The sequence below is a fragment of the Herpetosiphon gulosus genome (assembly GCF_039545135.1).
Taxonomy (GTDB): Bacteria; Chloroflexota; Chloroflexia; order Chloroflexales; family Herpetosiphonaceae; genus Herpetosiphon; species Herpetosiphon gulosus.
In genome coordinates, this window is record NZ_BAABRU010000002.1 from 417,840 (window position 1) to 437,751 (window position 19,912).

Sequence of the window (19,912 nt, forward strand, 5' to 3'; positions counted from 1 at the left end):
GAACCGTTCCAACAGTGCTCCCCTCGTCCGCCGCCGTGGGCGAGGGGCTGGGGGTGAGGGTACGAGCACTGGTTGTTAACCTCATAATCCATTACGCCTATGCGCTATGTTCTATGGTCTATGGTCTTTCCCTAGCATATAAAAAACCGCCAACCACAGCCGTGGTGACGGTTGCTACCAATCATCGTTTTTAAGCGCCTACAAATACTCGAATTGGCTGATACGTCGCCGCCACTCTTCTTTGATTTGGACAGTGTTTGCGCCGCGACTGGTGAAGAAATCGAGAATCAAGCGATTGAACTGCGAATTAGTATCCAAGAACGGAAAGTGAGTACCATTTTCTAAGGTCAATACCTGATGTTCGATCGCTGCAGTTTCAAACAATTGGGCATGATCACGGACAACAATTTGATCGTTGCCAGTATAAATGCCTAAGGTTGGAGTTTTAAGTGTTTCAAGGGTTGAGCGCAAGTCAGCTGCTAGCACCGAATCAAACACGCGCTGAATCACATCGCCGGAAGTAGCGTTGGTATCTTCCAAGACTTCGCGATAGGTGTCATCATCGATTTTGATATTTTTGAGCAGCTTGCTCCAGGTTTCGTTGGGGTTAGATTTGCCCATCAAGCGCGAAAGTGTGCTGGGCTTAACCAAGGTGCTCAACGGCTCGCCATGCACGGGCATGTTCGAAGTGATCACTTTGATAAAACTATTGGGAGCTTGCGCCGCCGCCCGAATTGCGACCATCCCGCCAAGGCCATGGCCAACCAGGTTGGTGCGAACCATCCCCAATTCGCGCATAAAGGCGAGCAGTTGCTCAACATAGGCATCGATATTGTAAGTACCGATCGATCGATCCGAATCGCCAAAACCCCAAAAATCGAGAGCATAGGCCCGAAAGCGATCAGAGACCATCTCCATTGACGGAACCCAATAGCGCCAAGAGCCAAGCCAACTATGCAAGAAGATAATTGGCTGACCACGGCCAAACACTTCGTAATGCACAACCCGATTTTCGATAAAAATTGCACTCATGCCCGCGTACTCAACAATTCGCGCACCCGACCAATGAGGGTTGCTGGAGCATAGGGCTTGAGCATATACTCGGTCGCGCCTGATTCCCAGCCTTCCTCTATTTCGGTTTTTTGCCCTTTAGCCGATAGCAAAATAATTGGTGTCGAAGCAAATTGTGGGTACTTGCGCAACTCACGACATGCTTCGTAGCCAGTCATCCGTGGCATTTTAATATCAAGAACCAGTAACTCTGGAGTAACCTGAAGGGCTAGTTCAACCGCTTCTGCTCCATTATGTGCTTCGATCACCTCAAACCCGCCAAGGCTCCGCAGGCTAAAGCTGGTCATAAACAGCACATCTGGCTCATCGTCTGCAACGAGAATTTTGATCATGCCCATCGAAGCTCCTGTGTTCTGCCGATGCTAGACCTCATCACGTTCGCCTAAGTCGGGGCGTGGTTGCACTTCTGGTAGCGAGAAGCTGAATGTACTGCCCTCACCATAGACACTTTGCACCCACATATCGCCATTATGCAATTCGATAAACGACTTAGCGATGGAAAGCCCTAAGCCTGTGCCGCCAACTTCATCACGTAGGGGACTATCGGCTCGATAGAATCGTTTGAACATGCTCTTTTGTTGCTCGGCTGTCAAACCGACCCCGGTATCTTTGACATCAAGCTGGATCATCTTGTCCTCGTTGATGAAGGTGCGGATTATCACATCGCCACCAGCGTAGGTATACTTGATCGCATTCGAAACCATGTTCGTTAAGACCTGTCCAATCCGCTTACTATCATACTCGATTAATGGCAATGTGTCGTCAAGCTCGAGTTTCAGCGTCATATTCTTCTTCTCGATTTCAAGCCCCCAGGTTGCCACGATATCGCGCACCAATTGGTTAATTTGGTTCGGCGCAGTGTTCAAGACAATCTTGCCTGCTTCCAAGCGCCCAATTTCCAACAGGTCTTCGACCAAGCCCACCATGCGCATAGCATTGGTCTTGACGGTGTTTAACATTTCGCGTTGTGGATCGGATAGTTGGCCAACTGCACCGAGCAGCAGCAAATCGACAAAGCCGCGAATTGGGGTAAGCGGCGTGCGTAACTCGTGCGAAACCGTCGCCACAAAGTCACGCTTAGCCCGATCAGCTTCAACTTCACGGGTAATATCGCGCAAGACCACCACAACCCCGAAGCGTGAGCTTTCTTCGCCAACCACCGGGGCAAAGTTGGCCGCAATCGATTGGCCTGGCAATTCGATCATGCTGCGATGCACGCCTTCGGAGCGTTGCACCACCTGAATGCCTTCGTGCAAACCAGCATACAGCAGTAACGAGCGGCCTTCTTCATGCAATTCTTCTTCGTTGCGCGGAGCAGCCACGACTTGCAAGCTGTTGTGCATCACTTCCGAGCGCGGAATCCGCAAAACATCTTCGGCTGCTGGATTATACAGAATGATCTTCTCGGTTTGGTGGTCAAGCACCATAACCCCTTCCGAAACACTCTGGAGAATAGCAGCGGTCTTGCTCGCTTCTTCACGTTGTTGCCACATCGCGTCAGAAAGTCGGTCAGCCGAGTCATAAACCAAGGTGTAAAGGTCGGCGTTGTGCAAGGCCGAAGAAACTTCGCCACCAATCGTCGAGAGGAAGCGCAGGTGATCTTGGGTGAAGAAGCCAATTTCGTTGCTATAGAGCATCAACACCCCTTGAGGTGCGTCGCTCGAAAGTAATGGCACGGCAATCACCGAGCGCACATCGTCACCGCGTCCGCTTTGGGCATTCGTCCAACGCTCATCCAGCCAAACATCGGAGATCACCACGCCTTCGTTGTGCTCGATGATCCAGTTGGCCAAACCTGGGTGTTGGAAGCGTACTCGCGTTTCAATCGACTTCAAGCCCAATTCTTCGTTGAGCACTGCATGACACACCAAATCTTTGGATTCGCGGTCGAGCAAGAAGACTGCCCCACGCCGTACCATCAAGGCCGAAGCCGCGAGATCAAGCGTGCGCAGCAAGAGCTCGTCGCGGTCGAGGGTCGTGCCAAGCTCAGTTGCAATGTTGTAGAGTGCTTCGACTCGTTCCTTTTCACCCTTAAGTTCCAAGGTGCGCTGATCAACGATTTCTTCGAGCTCAAGATTGAAGCGGCGAATTTGATCGAACAATTGAGCATTGTTGATCGCTTGACCAATTTGGGTTGCCAAAATCATCAAGCTCGAAATCGTGCGTTCGTTGAAGGTAAATGGTTCGTCCATCCCCACGAACACCACGCCGCGCAAGCCTTCGCGCAACATTGGCAAGAAGATCGAGCCACGCATGCCGATGCTATTGACGAATGGCGCTAAGCCTTCGTCGGTGCTGGCATCAAACAAGGCCAATGGATGGCCTGAACGCAATGGCCGCAAAATTTCCATGCTGCCAACATCAAGCTCATTGGTATCGGGCAGTTCCAATTCCATATGGTCGCGGTTGAGTGCTAACGAGTTGGTAATTGTGTAACCATCGCCTGCGACCACGATAATCCCGCCGAAATCGGCCCGCGACATTTCGATTGCGCTCGAAGCACTAATCGCCATCAATTCGTCGATTTCCAAGGTACTAGCCAAGGAAACGCTGGTTTCTGAAAGCGTCGAAAGTTCGCGCACGCTCTGGCGTGATTCCGAGAAGAGCCGTGCATTTTCCAAGGCTTGGGCTGCTTGCGAGGCAATCGTGAGCAACAATTGCACCAATTCATCGCTATAGGCATTATCCTGCTCATAGCTTTGAACCGTCATAACCCCGACAACCTTATCGGCGGCAATCAGTGGAATTCCTAGCCATGAACGGGCCATATCGCCAACTTGATCAACCTTCATTTCGGTCATGCGTTCGGCGATATGTGGGCCTTGCAACAACAACGGCTGCCGTTTACGAATGACATATTCAGTCAAACCATTTACGCCGCGCTGCGGCATAACATTGATTGGATGGCCATATTCGTAATACAGCGGGAAGGTCACTTCTTTATTGCGCTCATCATACAGCGCAAGATAGAAGTTTTCGGTTTTGACCAACTTGCCAGTTTGTTCGTAAATCACCCGCAGCAAGTCGTCGAAGCGCACCGTTGAACTCAAGGCTTGACCAATATTATTCAAGGTGTTCAAGCGCTGAATCGATTGTTCGCGCTCAGAGAACAATCGAGCATTGGCAATCGCCGCGCCTGCCTGCGCCGCAACCGTGGTAACGAAGCTCATATCATATTCAGAGAACGAATATTCTTCATAGCTCTGAATATTGATAATCCCAATCACATCAACGCCAACCACAATTGGCACAACCAGATACGACTGTTCGATCTCTCCCTGACCACCAACCCGCATGGCACTGGTTTCCGAGGTGATTTGGGTTTGGGCATCGCGATATTCGTTGGCTTCTTCCGATGTGTTCAGTAGCAACGGCTGCCGATGTTCGATCACCCACGCTGGCACGCCAACCGACAAGCGGCGTGAACCAATCGTGACTGGTGCGCCCCGATCATGGGCTTCGCGGAATTCCATCGAGTGAGTTTGTGGATCGTACAAGCCAATGAAGGCCGTACTAACATCAACAATTTCGCCCAAGCCAGCATACAAGCGCTCTAAGATTTCATCCAAACTAATGGTTGAGGTAATCCCTTGGCTAATGCGGTTGAGCGTATCCAGTTCACGAATCCGGCGTTCACGTTCGGTAAACAGCATGGCTTTTTGCACTGCTGCCGACGATTGGTTGGCCAACGATTCAAGAAACTGAAGTTGTGCTCGACTAAATGTGTTGGCTTGCGGGCTTTGAATCACCAGCACGCCCAACGGCTGATTGATATTCATCCCATAGGTTTGGCTACCCATGGTGATCGAAGCCGCAATCACCGATTCTGGCTCAATCGCATCGGGAATACCTTCAAGCCGTGGTGAGAAGCGCTCGTTGAGCAAATCGCTGCTGCTGTTGAACATCAATGGGCGTTGCTCAAACAACATGGTTTTGAGGAAGTTGTTGCTCAGCACATGCGAAATCAACGAATAGGGCTGGCCATTGCTAAAGCCAACCGTGGTTGAGATCATATTGGTTGGCGCATCGTAGAACACGATATAAGCATTGTCAGTATTGTAGATTTCGGTCAAGCCCTTCAAAATTGAGCTAGCCAATTCTTCGGGCGAGAGCGTCGCGGTCATCGATTGGCTAATCGACGACAAAATTGCCGCTTCGGTTACTTGGCGTTCGCGTTCAGCAAACAAGCGGGCATTTTCGAGTGCGATTGCAGTTTGGCTGGCGACCGCTTGCAAGAATTGAATGGTTTCGGTGCTGAATGCCCGTTGATTTGGGCTTTGGATAGTGATAACCCCCAAAACCATATCGCCAAGCATAATCGGAATCCCGACCCACGAAGCCATTGCGGTATCGTGGCCTAACAAGAAGCGCGAGGCATTGGCAGTTTCTTCGATCGTATTCAGGACAATCGTGCGCCGACCGCGAATAACGCGGCTCAGCACGCCTTCGGCCAAGGCTTGTGGCTCAAGTCGCTCCTCACGGCCAGCATTCATCACCACAGGGAAGGTCAACAGATTATGATCGCTATCGTAGAGTACGATAAATGAGTAGCGGGTATCGACCACGCTGCTCAAACGCAGGTGCAATTGGCGCAGCAAAGTTTGTGGATCAAGCGTCGAAGTGATCGCTTGGGTTACATCGTTTAATGCTTGCAGCACCGTAATTTGGCGTTCGCGCTCCACGAACAGGCGAGTATTTTCAATTGCGATTGCCGCTTGGTCAGCCAAAGCACTCAACAGCGCCGTATCATCTTCGCTGAATAATGCCCCTGTGCCCGACATCACGCTCAGCACACCCAACAATTCATTGCGATAGACAATCGGCACACCCATAAAGACCGAGAGGCCATGGTCGCGATTGAATTCGGTATATTGCGAGATGATTGATGAATTACCATCGGTGGCACTGGTTGTTAGCGGTTTGCGTTGCTCGGCGACCGTGCCAACCAAACCCTCGCCACGCTTGACGCGCAAGCTTTGGACAAAATCGGTTGGCAAGCCCAACGAGGCCACAGGCTGAAGTTCTTCATCGCCAGTAAACAGAATCACGGTTTCGATGTTGAGTTGGCGGGCCACCAAGCGTACCAAAGTATCCAAGACCTGGGTTGGCTCGTGGATTGAGCTAAGCGCTTGGCCTGCTTCCAAAAGCACCGACAATTCGCCAACTTTGCGGCTTAGCACATGGGCTTGGCGCTCAGTTTCGGCAAACAGACGGGCATTTTCCAAGCCTTGCGAAATCTGGTTGGCGATGGTTTGGCAGGTTTCAGCATCGCGTTGGCTGAAATGCCGGCTCTCGCCAATGTGATCAAGCCCAATCGAGCCAACCACTTCGCCCTTGACAATCAACGGAACCAACATCAACGCTTGAATGCCCAGTTGGCTGATCGTTGCACGAAACGATTCAGTTAATTCGTGCTCAAGTGGATTGTTGATGACCAATGGGCGGCGATGGCGCTGCATCCATGGAATGGTGCCGTTGTTGGCAACCGGAACTTCGATGCTCAGATCACCTTTAGGGAATTCGGCGCGGGTATAGCCAATTTGGGCTTCGTAATCAAAAATCACCAAGCGAGCTTGTGAAGCATCGGTCACTTGGGCCATTTCTTCAACCGCCAAATCGTAGAGCACTTGGGTATCAAGCGTCGAAGCGGTCAGATCAGAAACGTGATTGATCAGCGCCAAGCGTTCAGCTTCAGTTGCGAGTTGCTCCAAACCATCCTGAGTTTGGCTATACAACAACACATTTTGCATCCCCAAGGTTACCTGATAGGCTACGTTGATCAGCAATTGCAAATCGCGTTCATCGAACATCGCTTGCTTATAGTGTTGCAGCAGCAAAATCCCAAGCGGTTCGTCGTTGCTGGTGAGCAACGGCACACCCATCAACGATTGTGAAAGCACTGTATCGGCTGATTGCACTCGTGGATGAATATCGGGATAGGCCTTCATTTCCTCGTCAACATGCTTGAACAGCAACGGTTGGCGATGCTCCAAAATCCAAGCAGTCAGTGAGTGCGGCGTAATCGGCGTAGCTTTGGGATATTGAATAATCAAGCCACGATCGATCACAAAGCTATGGCTACGCACCGTCAGATCGCTATCAAAAACGCTCAGATTGAAAATTTCAATCGGTAAGAACTCACGCAGCACGTTATACACGCCCTGCATCAATTCATCAGCGTTAAGCGTTGAGCTGGTAACTTGGCCGACACGGCGAATAACATCAAGCTCTTTAATTTGGCGATCACGTTCGTTGAACAGCTGAACTTTTTGCACGCCCAAACTAATGTGCGAAACCACGTTGGTCAAGAAAGCAACCGTGCGTTGATCAAAGGCATTTGTCCGATAATCTTGCAACGAGAGCATCCCAATCGGTGCACCGTCGCGAGCAATAATCGGCACGCCAATCCACGAGCGTGGCGATTTATTTTTGCCCTCGATTGGGTTGGCCATCGGCTGAACGCCCTTTTGGTGCAATTCAGCCTTGTTCGTTACATCGGCCAAAATCAAGGGTGCACGATTTTGCACCACCCATGCGCTTGGGCTGCCTGGGCGTGGCTTCCCACGTGGCGTTCGTTCGGCTGGCACACCTTCTTGGACAGCATAGCCATCGGTAATTTGGTCGTGCTCAGCATCGTAGATCATGGTGTAAAAAACTGGCGCTGAGGTTACTTCTTGCAAGTATTCAGCGGTCAATCCCAGCATTTCACTCAGATTAAGTGAGGCGCTCATCAACTGGCCAATTTGGCTAATCGCATCCAACTCGCGAATTTGGCGTTCGCGGTCGCCGAAGAGGCGGGCATTTTGTACTGCCAAGGCCACTTGGCTAGCGATCGTTTGCAACAACTCGGCTTCGCGTTCGCTATAGATATTTGGCTCGTAGTGTTGAACCGAGAGCATCCCCACAGCGGTGTCATCGCGAATCTTCAGCGGTACGCCAATCCACGAGCGTACCCATTTATCGGGGTTGCCAAAGCGCTTGATCGTATATTTGCCCTCAATTTCTTGGGGCATATCACGGAAGACCAAGGGTTCAAGGGCGTTAACAACATGGGCTGACGGTGAGTTGGGCAACAGTTTTTCGCGTTGCTCTTCGATGAAGAATTTACCTTCTTCAACATTGACCCGCAGCACAATCTCGCCATGGGTTGGATCGTAGACGAAGCTATAGAAGACATTCAATTCCAAGGTTGTGCGCAACGATTCGTAGACACCCTTGAGAATTTCGACAAAATCAAGGGTTGAATTAGTCAGACTACCAATTTTGTTGATCAGTGCCAATTCATTCAAACGCGATTGGGTATCGGTGTATAGGCGCGAGTTTTCAATTGCCACAGCCAATTGGTTGGCAATCGTATCGAGCACTGCCGCATCGCGTTCGCCATAGCGCCCAGCTTCATTATGTTGCAGCGAAAGCACCCCGCGCACCGTACCATCACCCAACAACAGTGGCACGCCGATCCACGAACGAGGAACATCGGTGCTATTACCTTCATCATTACGCGGTGGGCTATTGTCCTCGTCATAATGAAATTCCGTGGTCATATCATTGAAATACAACGTTTTACGTTGCTTGATGATCCGTGCCATCAACGAGCTTTCGTTAATTGGCCCATTGACCACATCGGGCATAAAGTGCTCGTCATCAATCGCCAACGATTTGACCACACTATTGCGCTGAGTATCAAAAACTGCCAAATAGTAGGCGCGAATTGGCAGATTTTCGCGCAACACATTGTAGACTTCACGCGCCAAATCATTGAATTCGAGGCTAGCAGTTGCGGCGCGGCTAATGCGGTTGATAATCGCCAGTTCGGCAATTTGGCGCGAACGTTGATCAAACAGCCACGCATTTTCAATCGCAATCGCTGCTTGGTTGGCGAAAATTTCCAAGGTTTCGACCGTGCGGCGGGTTGGCGCTTCGTGGGTAAACGGATCATCGACCGTCATAATCCCAATTAATTCGCGCTCAGTCGAGTAGAGCGGCACGAGCAGTTGATCGCCATCGTGCCAAGCATTCGAATCGTTGCCGCGAGTGATGTAATAGGCTCGACCAATGCGATATTGGGGATCGAGCAAGGGGTGCACAGTTTCAATCGAAATATCTTCGCTGCGCAATTGTTCCAAATCGGAGAGCGCAATCCCTGCGCCGGCGGCGGTGCGCATAATCGTCGGACGCGCCGGATCGATCAGATTGAACAAGACCATACGATAGCCAGCGGCTTCGGTCACACTAAAGGCGATTTGCTCAAGCAGATTGCTCAGCTCCATATCGGCCCGTAGCGCGTTACCAATTTCCAGCACTTCATTTAAGAGGCTTGCACGTTGTTGCAACAATTCGCGTTGCTTAACTTGCTCCTCGTAGTGTTGGGCATTACCAATCGCCAAAGCAGCTTGGTCGGCCACAGCGCGTACAAAATCGAGCGCGGCGTGATCGAAGGAATAACCTTTGGCATCGCCAGCAATAATTGCCCCAGCCACCCGATTTTCGTACAAAATCGGAGCCATGAGCAACGAACGAATCTCGCCCCAGGCAATATTCGCTTCTAATACAGTTACATCATCATAAATCAGGGCTTCGGCGCGTTGCATTGGCGCACTCAACAAGCCATTATTCAGCAACGGTAGCGCCAACACGCCAGCAGCTTCGGCTGAATTGTAGCCAGTTTGCGCGATAACTTGCAGCGATTCATCTTCGTTATGCAGCACCACAATCCCATAGCCACAGCCAGTAGCTTGGGTGATTTCGGTCAACATTGCGGGCAGCAATTGCTCAAGCTGCAAGGTCGAGGTTAGTTCACGGCTGATGCGTTGGAGCGCCAAAAGCTCGCGTACCCGTTCGCGCAACACTTCGTCGGTGGCTTCGTAGCGCTGAACATTGCGCAACGCTTGAGCGGCTTGCGAAGAAATAATATTCAGTAAGCGCTCATCTTCAGCATCAAACCGCCCAATCGTGCTTGAACCAAGCTCCAATGTTCCGATCAACTGATCGCCAATCAGCATTGGCACGCCCAAGAAGGAGCGGAAGGCCAAGCCACTTTCGGTTTCGTGAGGTCGAATTGGCTTAACAATCTTTTGGCGTTGCAAATCGTCGATCCGCAAGGTTGAGCGATGCCGCGCCAACCAACCAGTCAAACCTTGATCGATGCCATACGAACCACCTTCGCTCGCATAGTGCTGGCGAGTGCGAGGTGTGGCAAATTGGCTATTTAAGACCTGATTTTGCGGATCGTAGAGACAAATTTCCAGATCAATATTATCAAAGAGCTGAACAACGCTTTCGCCGATGCTTTCGAGCGCCACTTGCAGGCTCACGCCTGAGGTCAATTTGGCACTCAGCGATTGCAACACTGAAAGCTCAGCATTGCGGCGGCGCTCATCATTTAATAAGCGCGTATTGCCAATCGCCGTGGCAGCTTGAGCCGCCAAGGTTTGAGCTAAGGTAATTTCGCCAGGATTAAAGGTACGGGGTTTCGAGGTAGTGGTACACAGCAACGTCCCAATCACCCGCTCCTTGAGCAGCATTGGCAAGCCTAAAGCGCTGCGAATACCACGGGCCTTGAGCCACGAACGTTGAGCATTGATTCGTGGGTCAGTATCAATATCGACAACCACGACTGGTTGTTGGGTATCGAACGATAATTTTAAAATTGATTCAGGCCGCAACTCATAGGTTGCCCCAATCGATAAATCTAACGAATTGGTGGCATCGTCATCAGTTGCTTGGGCTACCAACTCACAAATTTTGCGTCGATCATCCCAGAGCAACAACAAACATTGCTCGACCCCAAGCGCCAGCAAGACATTTTCAGTTAATCGATTGAGAATATGGCTTAGATCAAGCGATGAGCCAACTGTCAAGCTATTTTCATACAGCAAATACAATTCGCGGGAGCGTTGACGTTGAGCATCGAAGAGTTTGGCGGTGCGCATCGCCAACGAAGCTTGAGCGGCGAATGATTCAAGCAAGGCCAAATCAGCATTTTGAAAACCGCGCTCAGGCTCGATATGCACCAGCACCAAAACCCCAATAATCGCCTCGTCGGCGCGGAGCGGAGCAGCCATCACAGCGGTGAAGTTAATCCCCTCGGGGAGATTATCGTATTTTTCTTTGGCTTGGGCATAATCATTGACCAGCATCGGTTTGCCACTTTGGGCCACCTTGCCAGCCACACCCTTGCCAACCTGAATCCGTGCGCCATTCCAATTGGCCGGAAATTGCACAACTTGGCGCAACTCCAAATATTGCTGGTTGGAATCGGTCATGTAGACCCCACCACCAGCAGCACCCAGTAATTCGGTTGCTTGAGTTACCAAGGTTTGCAAGAAATCGTCAGCATTAAGTTGTTGCGCCAAACCTTGCAACGATTCAGTCATAGCCGCGACCGTGCGTTCACGGCGGGCAAATTCCTCTTGCAAGGCGACACCCTGCCACAAACTGGTTAGCTGAGCCACCAAAACTGTGAGCGGCTCAGGCTCAATTGTGACCGGAGCGACCAAAACGCCAGGCACCTCGGCAGTGCCAATCTCAAACATCTGCCAACCATCGGGTAGGCGAACCTCACTTCCACCATTTAAAACGCGAGCAGGCAACAACCGATTGGTTGCGCGTTTATTCATGCCCCATGCAGTCAGCAACGAACGTTGTTGACCAAGGCGTAAGATCGCCCCTTGAGCAAACATGCCGCTTTGCTTGAGCAAATCGGCACAGCGCTGCGCGAACGTTGGCAAATCAGGCGATTGCTCACGGGCGAGGTGAGCAATGCCTGTTAACACGTGCCAAATTGCGGTGGAAGGAGGAGAGATTTTCATGGGCATTTGTGTTCTTTAGGCACAGGAATTAACTCCTGGCTTAGCGGCCAAATTTCACAGCGCTACGAACTGAACCATCTTGCAAGTTTGGCAATGGGCGCACACTTTCAGCCGTTTCGCTGAGTTCACGGATATCATAGAATGGCCCATCGTTGCTATCGAGCACCCCGATTGAAACCGTCATCAGTGGTTCTTGGCGTTCAGTGCCATCGGCATTTTTGGCCAAAATATAGCCACGTTTACGGTCGGGATAGCTATAGTGCAAGCCAATTTCTTGATCAAAGCGTTCGGCGATCCGATCGACAATTGCTTTAGCGCGTTCAGGCATCGACGTAATCAAGAAATCTGGCCCAGTGACCAATTGACCGATGAACTCCTCTTGGCCACCCAATTCACTGACGACTTCGTTGATCAACAATGCGCCAAACTTCAGCACATCCTCGCCGACGACCGAGCCATAGACTTGGGTAAAGGTATCGAAGCCATTGATATGCACGGTTGCCAGCGTCCAAATTTCGGCTGAGAGCAAACGGCGGAGTTCTTCGTTAATCAATTCGGCGGTTGGCAAACCAGTGACTGGGTGGGTGCGGCTTTTTTCGCGAGCCAAAGCTAAGTTATTGCGCACCCGCATATGGACTTCTTCAATATCGAAGGGCTTGACAATATAGTCATTGGCTTGGACTTCGCCGAGGCCAATTCCTTTATCGCTTTTTTCACCACGGGCGGTCAAGAAAATGATTGGAATATGCTTTGTACGGGCATTGGCACGCAGTGCTTTTCCAATATCATACCCGGTCATATCGGGCAAATTCACATCAAGCAAGGCCAAATGCGGCGGCGTGCGTTTCACAAGATCGAGCGCTACCTGCCCGCGCATCGCGGTCATCACTTCATAACCTTGCGAGGTGAAGTAAATTTTGAGCAAGCCAGAGATATCGGCTTGGTCTTCGACGACTAAGATGCGTTCTTTGCTCACAGTATCCTCCATCATCGCACGCCGCGTGCGATGCAGCGTTAATCACGGAATTGTTCTGCTGGGTACTCATCTGCGACGCGATCGTTAACTGGAATACGTTGAACGCGCGGATCGCGGTCGGGATAGAAAACTGGTGGGCGCGTATAAATACCACTCGAAACATTTTTAGGAATAACCGAATGGTCATCGCCATAAATCAAGACCGTGCCTGATTCAATATTACGGGCTGGGTAAATGACAAAGCCTGAGCCAATTTTACAATTATGGCCAATTGCCGAGCCAATAACTGGCAGACCAACTTCTTCCAAGCGCCCGCGATGGAGCGTCTTGATTGGCTTGCCCAGCAGATCGAAATCGGTACAGGTATTGCCAGCCCCGATAAAGGTATTACGGCCAACGACGCATAACTGCAAACAGGTATTTTGCGCCACCATCGAATTTTCCATCAAGACAGTCATGAACAGAGCAGCCCGGAATGGTAAATAACAACGATCACTAACTACGCTAAGCATCACTTGGGAGCCTTGCATAATCGTCACGTTATTACCGATCAAGCTATTCGTAATCACCACTCCAGCGCCAATATTCACGTTGTTACCGATCTCAGTTGGCCCTTGAATAATCGCCGAAGGATCGATTGAGCAGTTCTTGCCAATCTTGACCACCGGAGATGATGAAAGAAAGTGCTTACGTTCGATGAATGAGCGAAAGCCAATCTTCAACTTCAAACGCCAACTTGCGGCAACTTCTTGCTCGAGCTTCCGACCCCATGCAAACACCCCAAGCGGAGAGTTTGTCATGAAAATATGAACCCAGCTTTCGATTGAACAAAACGCACGAATTGGCACCTGGAATACCAAATCCCCTTGGTTGGGCGCCATATAGCTTGGAATATGGTAGTAGCCCATCTCCATGGCATTGGTATCGATTACCAGCGGTTGTGGATTCGGGACAACGCCGCGAGGGAAATAGTAGAGGTCGGCGACAAAATGGTTACCATGCTTGCGAATACCCTCTTGTAATCGCAAAGCATGGGCCGTAATCATCGCATCATCAGCAGCAAAAGCCACTTGGCAAGGTTGCCCAGTGGCGCGTGCCTCAGCGATAAACGTCTCAATGAAATCGCGGTTGAAATAGAGATTATCTTTATGCACCAAGAGTTCATCACTACTTGGTGAAATTTCAGACCAATCAGCTACTTCCGCAACACTTTGGCAGTGGCGTGCAAGCAGATCACGGTGTAGCAGCCACAGCGGCTTATTGAGAATCCGCAAATCACGCGCTGGTTCTCCAAAGGGAGCGATAAGCGTAGGATCGCGGAGAACAATCCGTTTCATAACGAGTCCCTGCAGCTCAAGACGTTTCGACCACCGAAACCACCTGGTATCTACCATGTACTATACTCGCATTTGCACGAATAAGGGTATTTAGCAGATTACAGTTGGATGTCTGTGAGCGTCCTGCTCGTCGCCAGCGCACAGATTGGCAGACTTACATCGTCCTAATCTATTGGCTCCTTGTCAATGGCAAACGCACAATATGGATCGCCATTGCGTGGACTTGCAACTTGTTCGACCTTGAAGTTATGACCGCCGGTCACCCACGTCAAGGCTTCTTCGATAATCCCTTGCGCCAAATAGAAGATCGGGGTGCTATTGCCGCGTCCCCAGAACACTGGCGATTTATCAATGTAATAGAGGAAACGACCTTTTTGATCTTCCACCCGACTCGGCTGATCGCTGAAGCGGTCGAAGGTTTGTGCTACCGCATTCAACACGATCTTCATTTTCATGGTCATGGGCATCAGTTTGAGCGCAAGGTCGGCCATCCCCAATAGTGGGCCAAATTCTTTCAACCCAAGACTGAACGCATACCGTCCGGCCCGCAGTTCCATCCCACGCGCACCCCGTGGACCGAACATTGTTTCGGTGGCTTCGCTGATCGTTGCGAGATCAAAGAACGAAAATTCGCGTTTCAAGTCGTTGGGCGGATAGTTATTGACGAGGTGTTTCATCCCTGCCATATTTAGCAGCGCATTGACCCCCGTGCGGCCCATAACATCTTCCAAACTGAGAAGATACAATCGTGCGATTTTATTGGGGTAGAACAGGCGCTCAAGCTCGTCAGACGTATTGGTGCGCTCTTCTGCCATGAGTAACTCCTTGCACTATGCTGTGAGCTTCGCAGTGGGGCAACACGGCGTGGTTCGGAACGTGGCCCGGCCAGCACGCACATTGTACATTAAGGCTATACCTTCGTCAACACAATGTGCCTTTATAATGCCCCAAATTCACAGTTGCTGTTCACGCTTTGGGCATACCGTCAAGCTAACACGGTTTGAAGGAAGCGGCCAGTCCATGAAGCTTGATTCATAGCGACTACTTCCGGCGTACCAGCCACTACCAGCCGGCCACCAGTGTCCCCACCTTCCGGCCCTAAATCGATCACCCAATCGGCGGTCTTGATCAGGTCGAGATGATGTTCGATCACCACAACGCTGTTTCCTGTATCAACCAATCGTTGCAATATCGCAATCAACCGTTCGACATCCGTCCAATATAATCCGGTGGTTGGTTCATCAAGGATATACAGGGTTCGGCCTGCTCCCCGACGCGCTAGCTCTGCCGCCAGTTTTACCCGTTGCGCTTCGCCTCCCGAAAGAGTCGCTGCTGGCTGTCCTAACGTCAAATAGCTTAACCCGACCTCAACCAAGCTCTCTAGTTTTCGCGCCAAAGCCGGTAGCCGTTCAAAAACGCTTAAGGCTTGGCCTACGGTCATGGCGAGCACATCACCAATGGTATACCCACGATAGCGAATATCAAGGGTTTCTCGATTATAACGCAACCCGCCGCATGCGTCGCAGGTCACTGCTAAATCTGGTAGAAATTGCATGGCAATCGATACCACACCTTCGCCGCGACATTGTTCGCAGCGCCCTCCCTTAAGATTAAAAGAAAATCGACTGGCTCCATAGCCCCGTGCTTTGGCTTCAGGTGTCCCAGCAAACAATTGACGCAATGCGTCGAAAATACCGGTGTAGGTGGCAGCATTGGAACGACCTGACCTCCCCAGTGGCGTTTGATCAACTGCAATCACTTTTTCAAGTTGATCATAGCCTTCAAGGCTGCGATGTCGGCCCACTGGCAGGCGGCTTCCATGCAGTTCGTTGGCCAGCCGTGGGTAGAGAATCTCATGAATAAGTGTCGATTTCCCCGAACCTGATACTCCCGTAATCGCAACCAAACATCCCAATGGAATCGCTACATCCAAATCTTTGAGATTATGCTGTTTGGCTCCACGTAGCATTAGTGTAGCATGGGTTGGCTTTCGCCGTGTTTGAGGCAGGTGTAGCTGCCGTTGCCCAGCCAGATATTGACCTGTTTGGGAATTGGGCTGAGCCATCAGTTGCTCAAGCGTGCCATTGGCAATAATGTAGCCACCTTGTACGCCTGCCGTCGGCCCAACTTCGACCACCCAATCAGCAGCAGCAATAATCGCTGGATCATGTTCGACTACCAACACTGAATTGCCAAGGTCGCGCAGTTGCAATAATGTTTGTAATAAACGCTCGGTATCGCGTGGATGCAGGCCAATCGATGGCTCATCCAACACATACAACACCCCAGATAATCCAGCTCCAATATGCGTAGCCAATTGAATCCTTTGAGCCTCACCGCCCGATAAGCTCTCAGCAGTTCGCGCCAAACTCAAATAGTCTAGGCCAACTTCGCGCAAAAACTGTAAGCGTAAGCCCATTTCACGCACAATCGGCGCTGCAATCTGTTGATCACGCTCGCGCCGCAATCTGTTGGGTAGTTCACGAATCCAAGTAAAACTAGCCTCAATCGACATTGCTGCAACTTGATCGATTGCTAGCCCTTGTAGTGTAACTGCCCGCGCCTCTGGTCGCAAGCGCGAACCTTCGCAGGCTGAGCAAACTGTACCTTGGCGATAGCGACTGAGGCTTTCGCGCTCTTGTTCGCTTGCTTGTTGCCAATGTTGGCGCAACCAACCGAGCAAACCAGACCAGTTGGCCAGTTGTTGACGTAGCTTTTTGCTTAAATGCAGTTGATCGTCGCTGGGAATTGTGCCTTCTAACCATAAATCTAACGCCCAGCTAGCCATTGTGTCAACCGGCTGTTCGAGATCGCTGCCCAAGGCTTCGGCTAAACCTTGGATGGTTTCTTCCCAATATTGTTGGTAGGTCGTGGTGCTGGCGCGAAGTGGGTTCGAAAGTAGCTCACCAAGGGTTTGCGCTGCCTGAGATTGTAACAGGTTCCGGTCAAAATCATCAACTGTGCCTAATCCATCGCAAACTTGGCAAGCACCATGGGGGCTATTAAATGAAAAAGTGCGTGGTTCGATCGCGCCGCTGACCAATGGCCCATGCTCAGGGCAAGCAGCATGTTCGCTATAGCGCAGCTGTTGGCCATCAAGTGGCTGAACCCAAACCATTCCCGCGCCAGTTTTCAAGGCGGTTTCTACCGAATCGCTGACCCGCACCCGATCCGGATGGTCATTCAAGCTCGCGGCCTCGTTATGGCGAATAATCAGCCGATCAACCACCACATCAATGCTATGGGCTTGGCGATGATCCAAATCAATTGGTTCATCAAGATCAACAATTACTCCATCAACACGTACCCGCACAAAACCTGCCCGCCGCGTTTGCTCAAGCACTGTGGCATGCGAACCAAGTTCTTCGTTGACCAAAGGCGCTAAAATCATCAGGCGTGTGCCATCGGGATAGCCCAAAATCTGATCGACAATTTGGCTGGCAGTTTGTTGCTCAATCGCGCGGCCACATACCGGACAATGCGGCTTGCCAATCCGCGCATACAATAAACGCAAATGATCATAAATTTCGGTAATTGTGCCCACAGTCGAGCGCGGCGAACGATTGATCGTTTGTTGGGCGACGGCAATTGCTGGCGCTAAACCACGAATGCTATCAACTTCAGGCCGGGGCAATTGGCCCAAAAATTGGCGGGCATAGCTCGAAAGCGATTCAACATAGCGGCGCTGGCCTTCAGCATAAATCGTATCAAAGGCCAGCGTCGATTTGCCAGCCCCCGATGGTCCAGTGAAGACCACCAACTTGCCTTTGGGAATGGCTAAATCAATATTTTTGAGATTATGCTGGCGTGCGCCAACAATCTGAATCGAATCAATTTCGGCCATAACCGCTTCCTCTAAAACCGCTGGATTGTGATCAGGCCACCTGAACGCGGCTGATTGGTAGGCAACCACACAGGCCGTAAATCTTGGTTAGGCATAAGTTGCCATTGATAATTGGCGAGCAATTCGCCTAACACCAAGCGCATTTCGACTTGAGCCAACGCCAAACCAATGCAAATCCGTGGCCCGCCGCCAAAGCCAACCAAACTATAGGCTTGTTTACCCTCGCTCCAAGGCGCAGCAAACCGATCAGGATTGAACTGAGTAGGATTATGCCACAGACTTGGCATGTGGTGGGTATAGACTGATGAATACATTGCCAGCCAACCTTGTGGCACATGATAGCCAGCATACTCAAATGTTTCAACGACCCCGCGAAAGCCACCAGGTGCTGGCGGATGCAAACGCTCAGCCTCACGCAGCACATGATCAAGCAAACTATGTTGATTAGTACTTAATTCTTGGCGCAAACGTTGCAAAATATCAGGGTGCTGCGCCAATTCGATACAAATCCAAGTCAGCAAAGAGGCAACAGTATCGTGGCCAGCCCATAGCAACAGCAATAATTCGCTAATAAGTTGATCATCAGGGCGACTTGGCTCGGCCTGTAGCATCAAACTTAAGCTATCCAAGGCATCCGCTTCTACATTCAAGCGGCGTAATTCAATCAAATAACTCAAGGTTTGGCGCAGCCGCTCGCCAGCTTTTTGCGCTCGAAAATAGGGCGTTGCTGGAATTGGGTAGGGCAACGGGGTAAACAAACCAGCCGTAAACGCCGCAAAATCATGATGCAAAGCTTCGGCAATTGGGGCTGGCGTGCGGCCACAAACCACCAACAATGCCACATCAAACGCCAATGCCTGCAAGCGTTCCAACAAACAAATGGGTTGAGCATCGAGCCACGTTTCTAATTGTTGCCGAATCAGGTGTTGAATGGGTGGTTGCAGTTGCTGAAGTGCGGCATGGGCAAAAGCAGGCTTGAGCAAGCTTCGTTGCTGATCGTGCTCATGGCCATCAGTCAACGATAAACCACCGCCCATCAGCCGCAGCATGGCTCGGCCCCAGCCCGCCCGCCACGAAAAATGCTGTGACCCTTGGCTCAATATAAAGCGATTGCCTGCTGGTTCCAGTAAAACGACACAAGGCCGACCCAAAAGATGGGTCGACCAAATCGGGCCATAGCGTTGGGCGCGTGCTTGGGCAAATTGCAATGGGTCAGCGGCCCACTCGCGAATCTCGCCAATCACGGGAGCACCAAACGAACCAGGCGGGCAGCCAGCCTGAGGAGCCAAATGCCGTTTCACCTGTTAGCGCATCAATTTCAAGCCAAAGCGTCCAGCCAAACCTAAAACAACCAAACTCACACCCAGCCACAACCATACATTCGAGCTTTGTGGGCTGCTCGTGACTGGCAAGGCGACAGGCACAGGCTTGACCACGCCAGTATCAGGCAGGGTCACAGGTGGCACTGGCGTAGCAGTCGCTGGAATGGGCGTGGCAGTTGGTAAGGCGGTTGCAGTTGGCGCAACAGTTGCAGTCGCTTCAGCGGTTGGTGCAATTGCAGTTGGCTCAGCCGTCGCACCTGGCACTGATGTTACTGGTGCCCGGGTTGCCGTGGGCAACGGTGTTTCTGTCGGCAGCGGCGTGGGCGTTAAAGTCGGGCGCGGTGGTTGAGCCAAGCTACTTGCAGCTGCGGGCTGGAGCAACACCAAACTAAGCACTCCTAGCAGGGCGGCAGCAAACAAGCCAGAGAAACGACGAAACATAAGCAACCTCTCGACAAAACTGATTCTGCTAAGTTAGGGTTCAGGTGGGTATAAAGCTATTATACCAGTTAGAACACGCAAAACCTGATCAATATTCGGGTGTTTTGCAA

At 51.1% G+C, this 19,912-nt stretch carries 9 protein-coding genes; all 9 read right to left on the minus strand.

Annotated features, from left to right (window positions below; genetic code table 11):
* Positions 1-198: 198 nt before the first annotated feature.
* The 9 genes from ABEB26_RS03840 to ABEB26_RS03880 all read right to left on the minus strand — a co-directional run bounded on the left by ABEB26_RS03840 (position 199) and on the right by ABEB26_RS03880 (position 19,802).
* The gene (locus ABEB26_RS03840) at positions 199-1,032 is read right to left on the minus strand and encodes an alpha/beta fold hydrolase (RefSeq protein WP_345720628.1); all 834 of its coding nucleotides are present in this window, start codon (positions 1,030-1,032) and stop codon (positions 199-201) included.
* Positions 1,029-1,409: a response regulator gene (locus ABEB26_RS03845; protein WP_012191637.1), complete on the minus strand. Its 381-nt coding sequence runs from the start codon at positions 1,407-1,409 to the stop codon at positions 1,029-1,031. The genes ABEB26_RS03840 and ABEB26_RS03845 overlap by 4 nt, the downstream gene beginning before the upstream one ends.
* Before the next feature lie 24 nt (positions 1,410-1,433).
* Positions 1,434-11,882, minus strand: coding sequence for a GAF domain-containing protein (locus tag ABEB26_RS03850; protein WP_345720629.1), 10,449 nt, complete (start codon positions 11,880-11,882; stop codon positions 1,434-1,436).
* 40 nt (positions 11,883-11,922) lie between these two features.
* Positions 11,923-12,858: a response regulator gene (locus ABEB26_RS03855; RefSeq protein ID WP_345720630.1), complete on the minus strand. Its 936-nt coding sequence runs from the start codon at positions 12,856-12,858 to the stop codon at positions 11,923-11,925.
* A 38-nt stretch (positions 12,859-12,896) separates the two neighbouring features.
* Positions 12,897-14,195 (minus strand): DapH/DapD/GlmU-related protein, encoded by a 1,299-nt coding sequence (locus ABEB26_RS03860; protein WP_345720631.1) that lies wholly within the window; start codon positions 14,193-14,195, stop codon positions 12,897-12,899.
* 164 nt (positions 14,196-14,359) lie between these two features.
* Positions 14,360-15,010, minus strand: coding sequence for a hypothetical protein (locus tag ABEB26_RS03865; protein ID WP_012191641.1), 651 nt, complete (start codon positions 15,008-15,010; stop codon positions 14,360-14,362).
* A gap of 170 nt (positions 15,011-15,180) precedes the next feature.
* A complete protein-coding gene (uvrA, locus tag ABEB26_RS03870) occupies positions 15,181-18,039 on the minus strand; it encodes an excinuclease ABC subunit UvrA (RefSeq protein ID WP_345720632.1) in 2,859 nt (952 codons plus the stop codon).
* Positions 18,040-18,050: 11 nt separating this feature from the next.
* Entirely contained in the window at positions 18,051-19,340 is a 1,290-nt protein-coding gene (locus ABEB26_RS03875; RefSeq protein WP_345720633.1) for a cytochrome P450, read from the minus strand.
* Between the two features lie 3 nt (positions 19,341-19,343).
* Positions 19,344-19,802 (minus strand): hypothetical protein, encoded by a 459-nt coding sequence (locus ABEB26_RS03880; RefSeq protein ID WP_345720634.1) that lies wholly within the window; start codon positions 19,800-19,802, stop codon positions 19,344-19,346.
* Positions 19,803-19,912 lie beyond the last annotated feature (110 nt).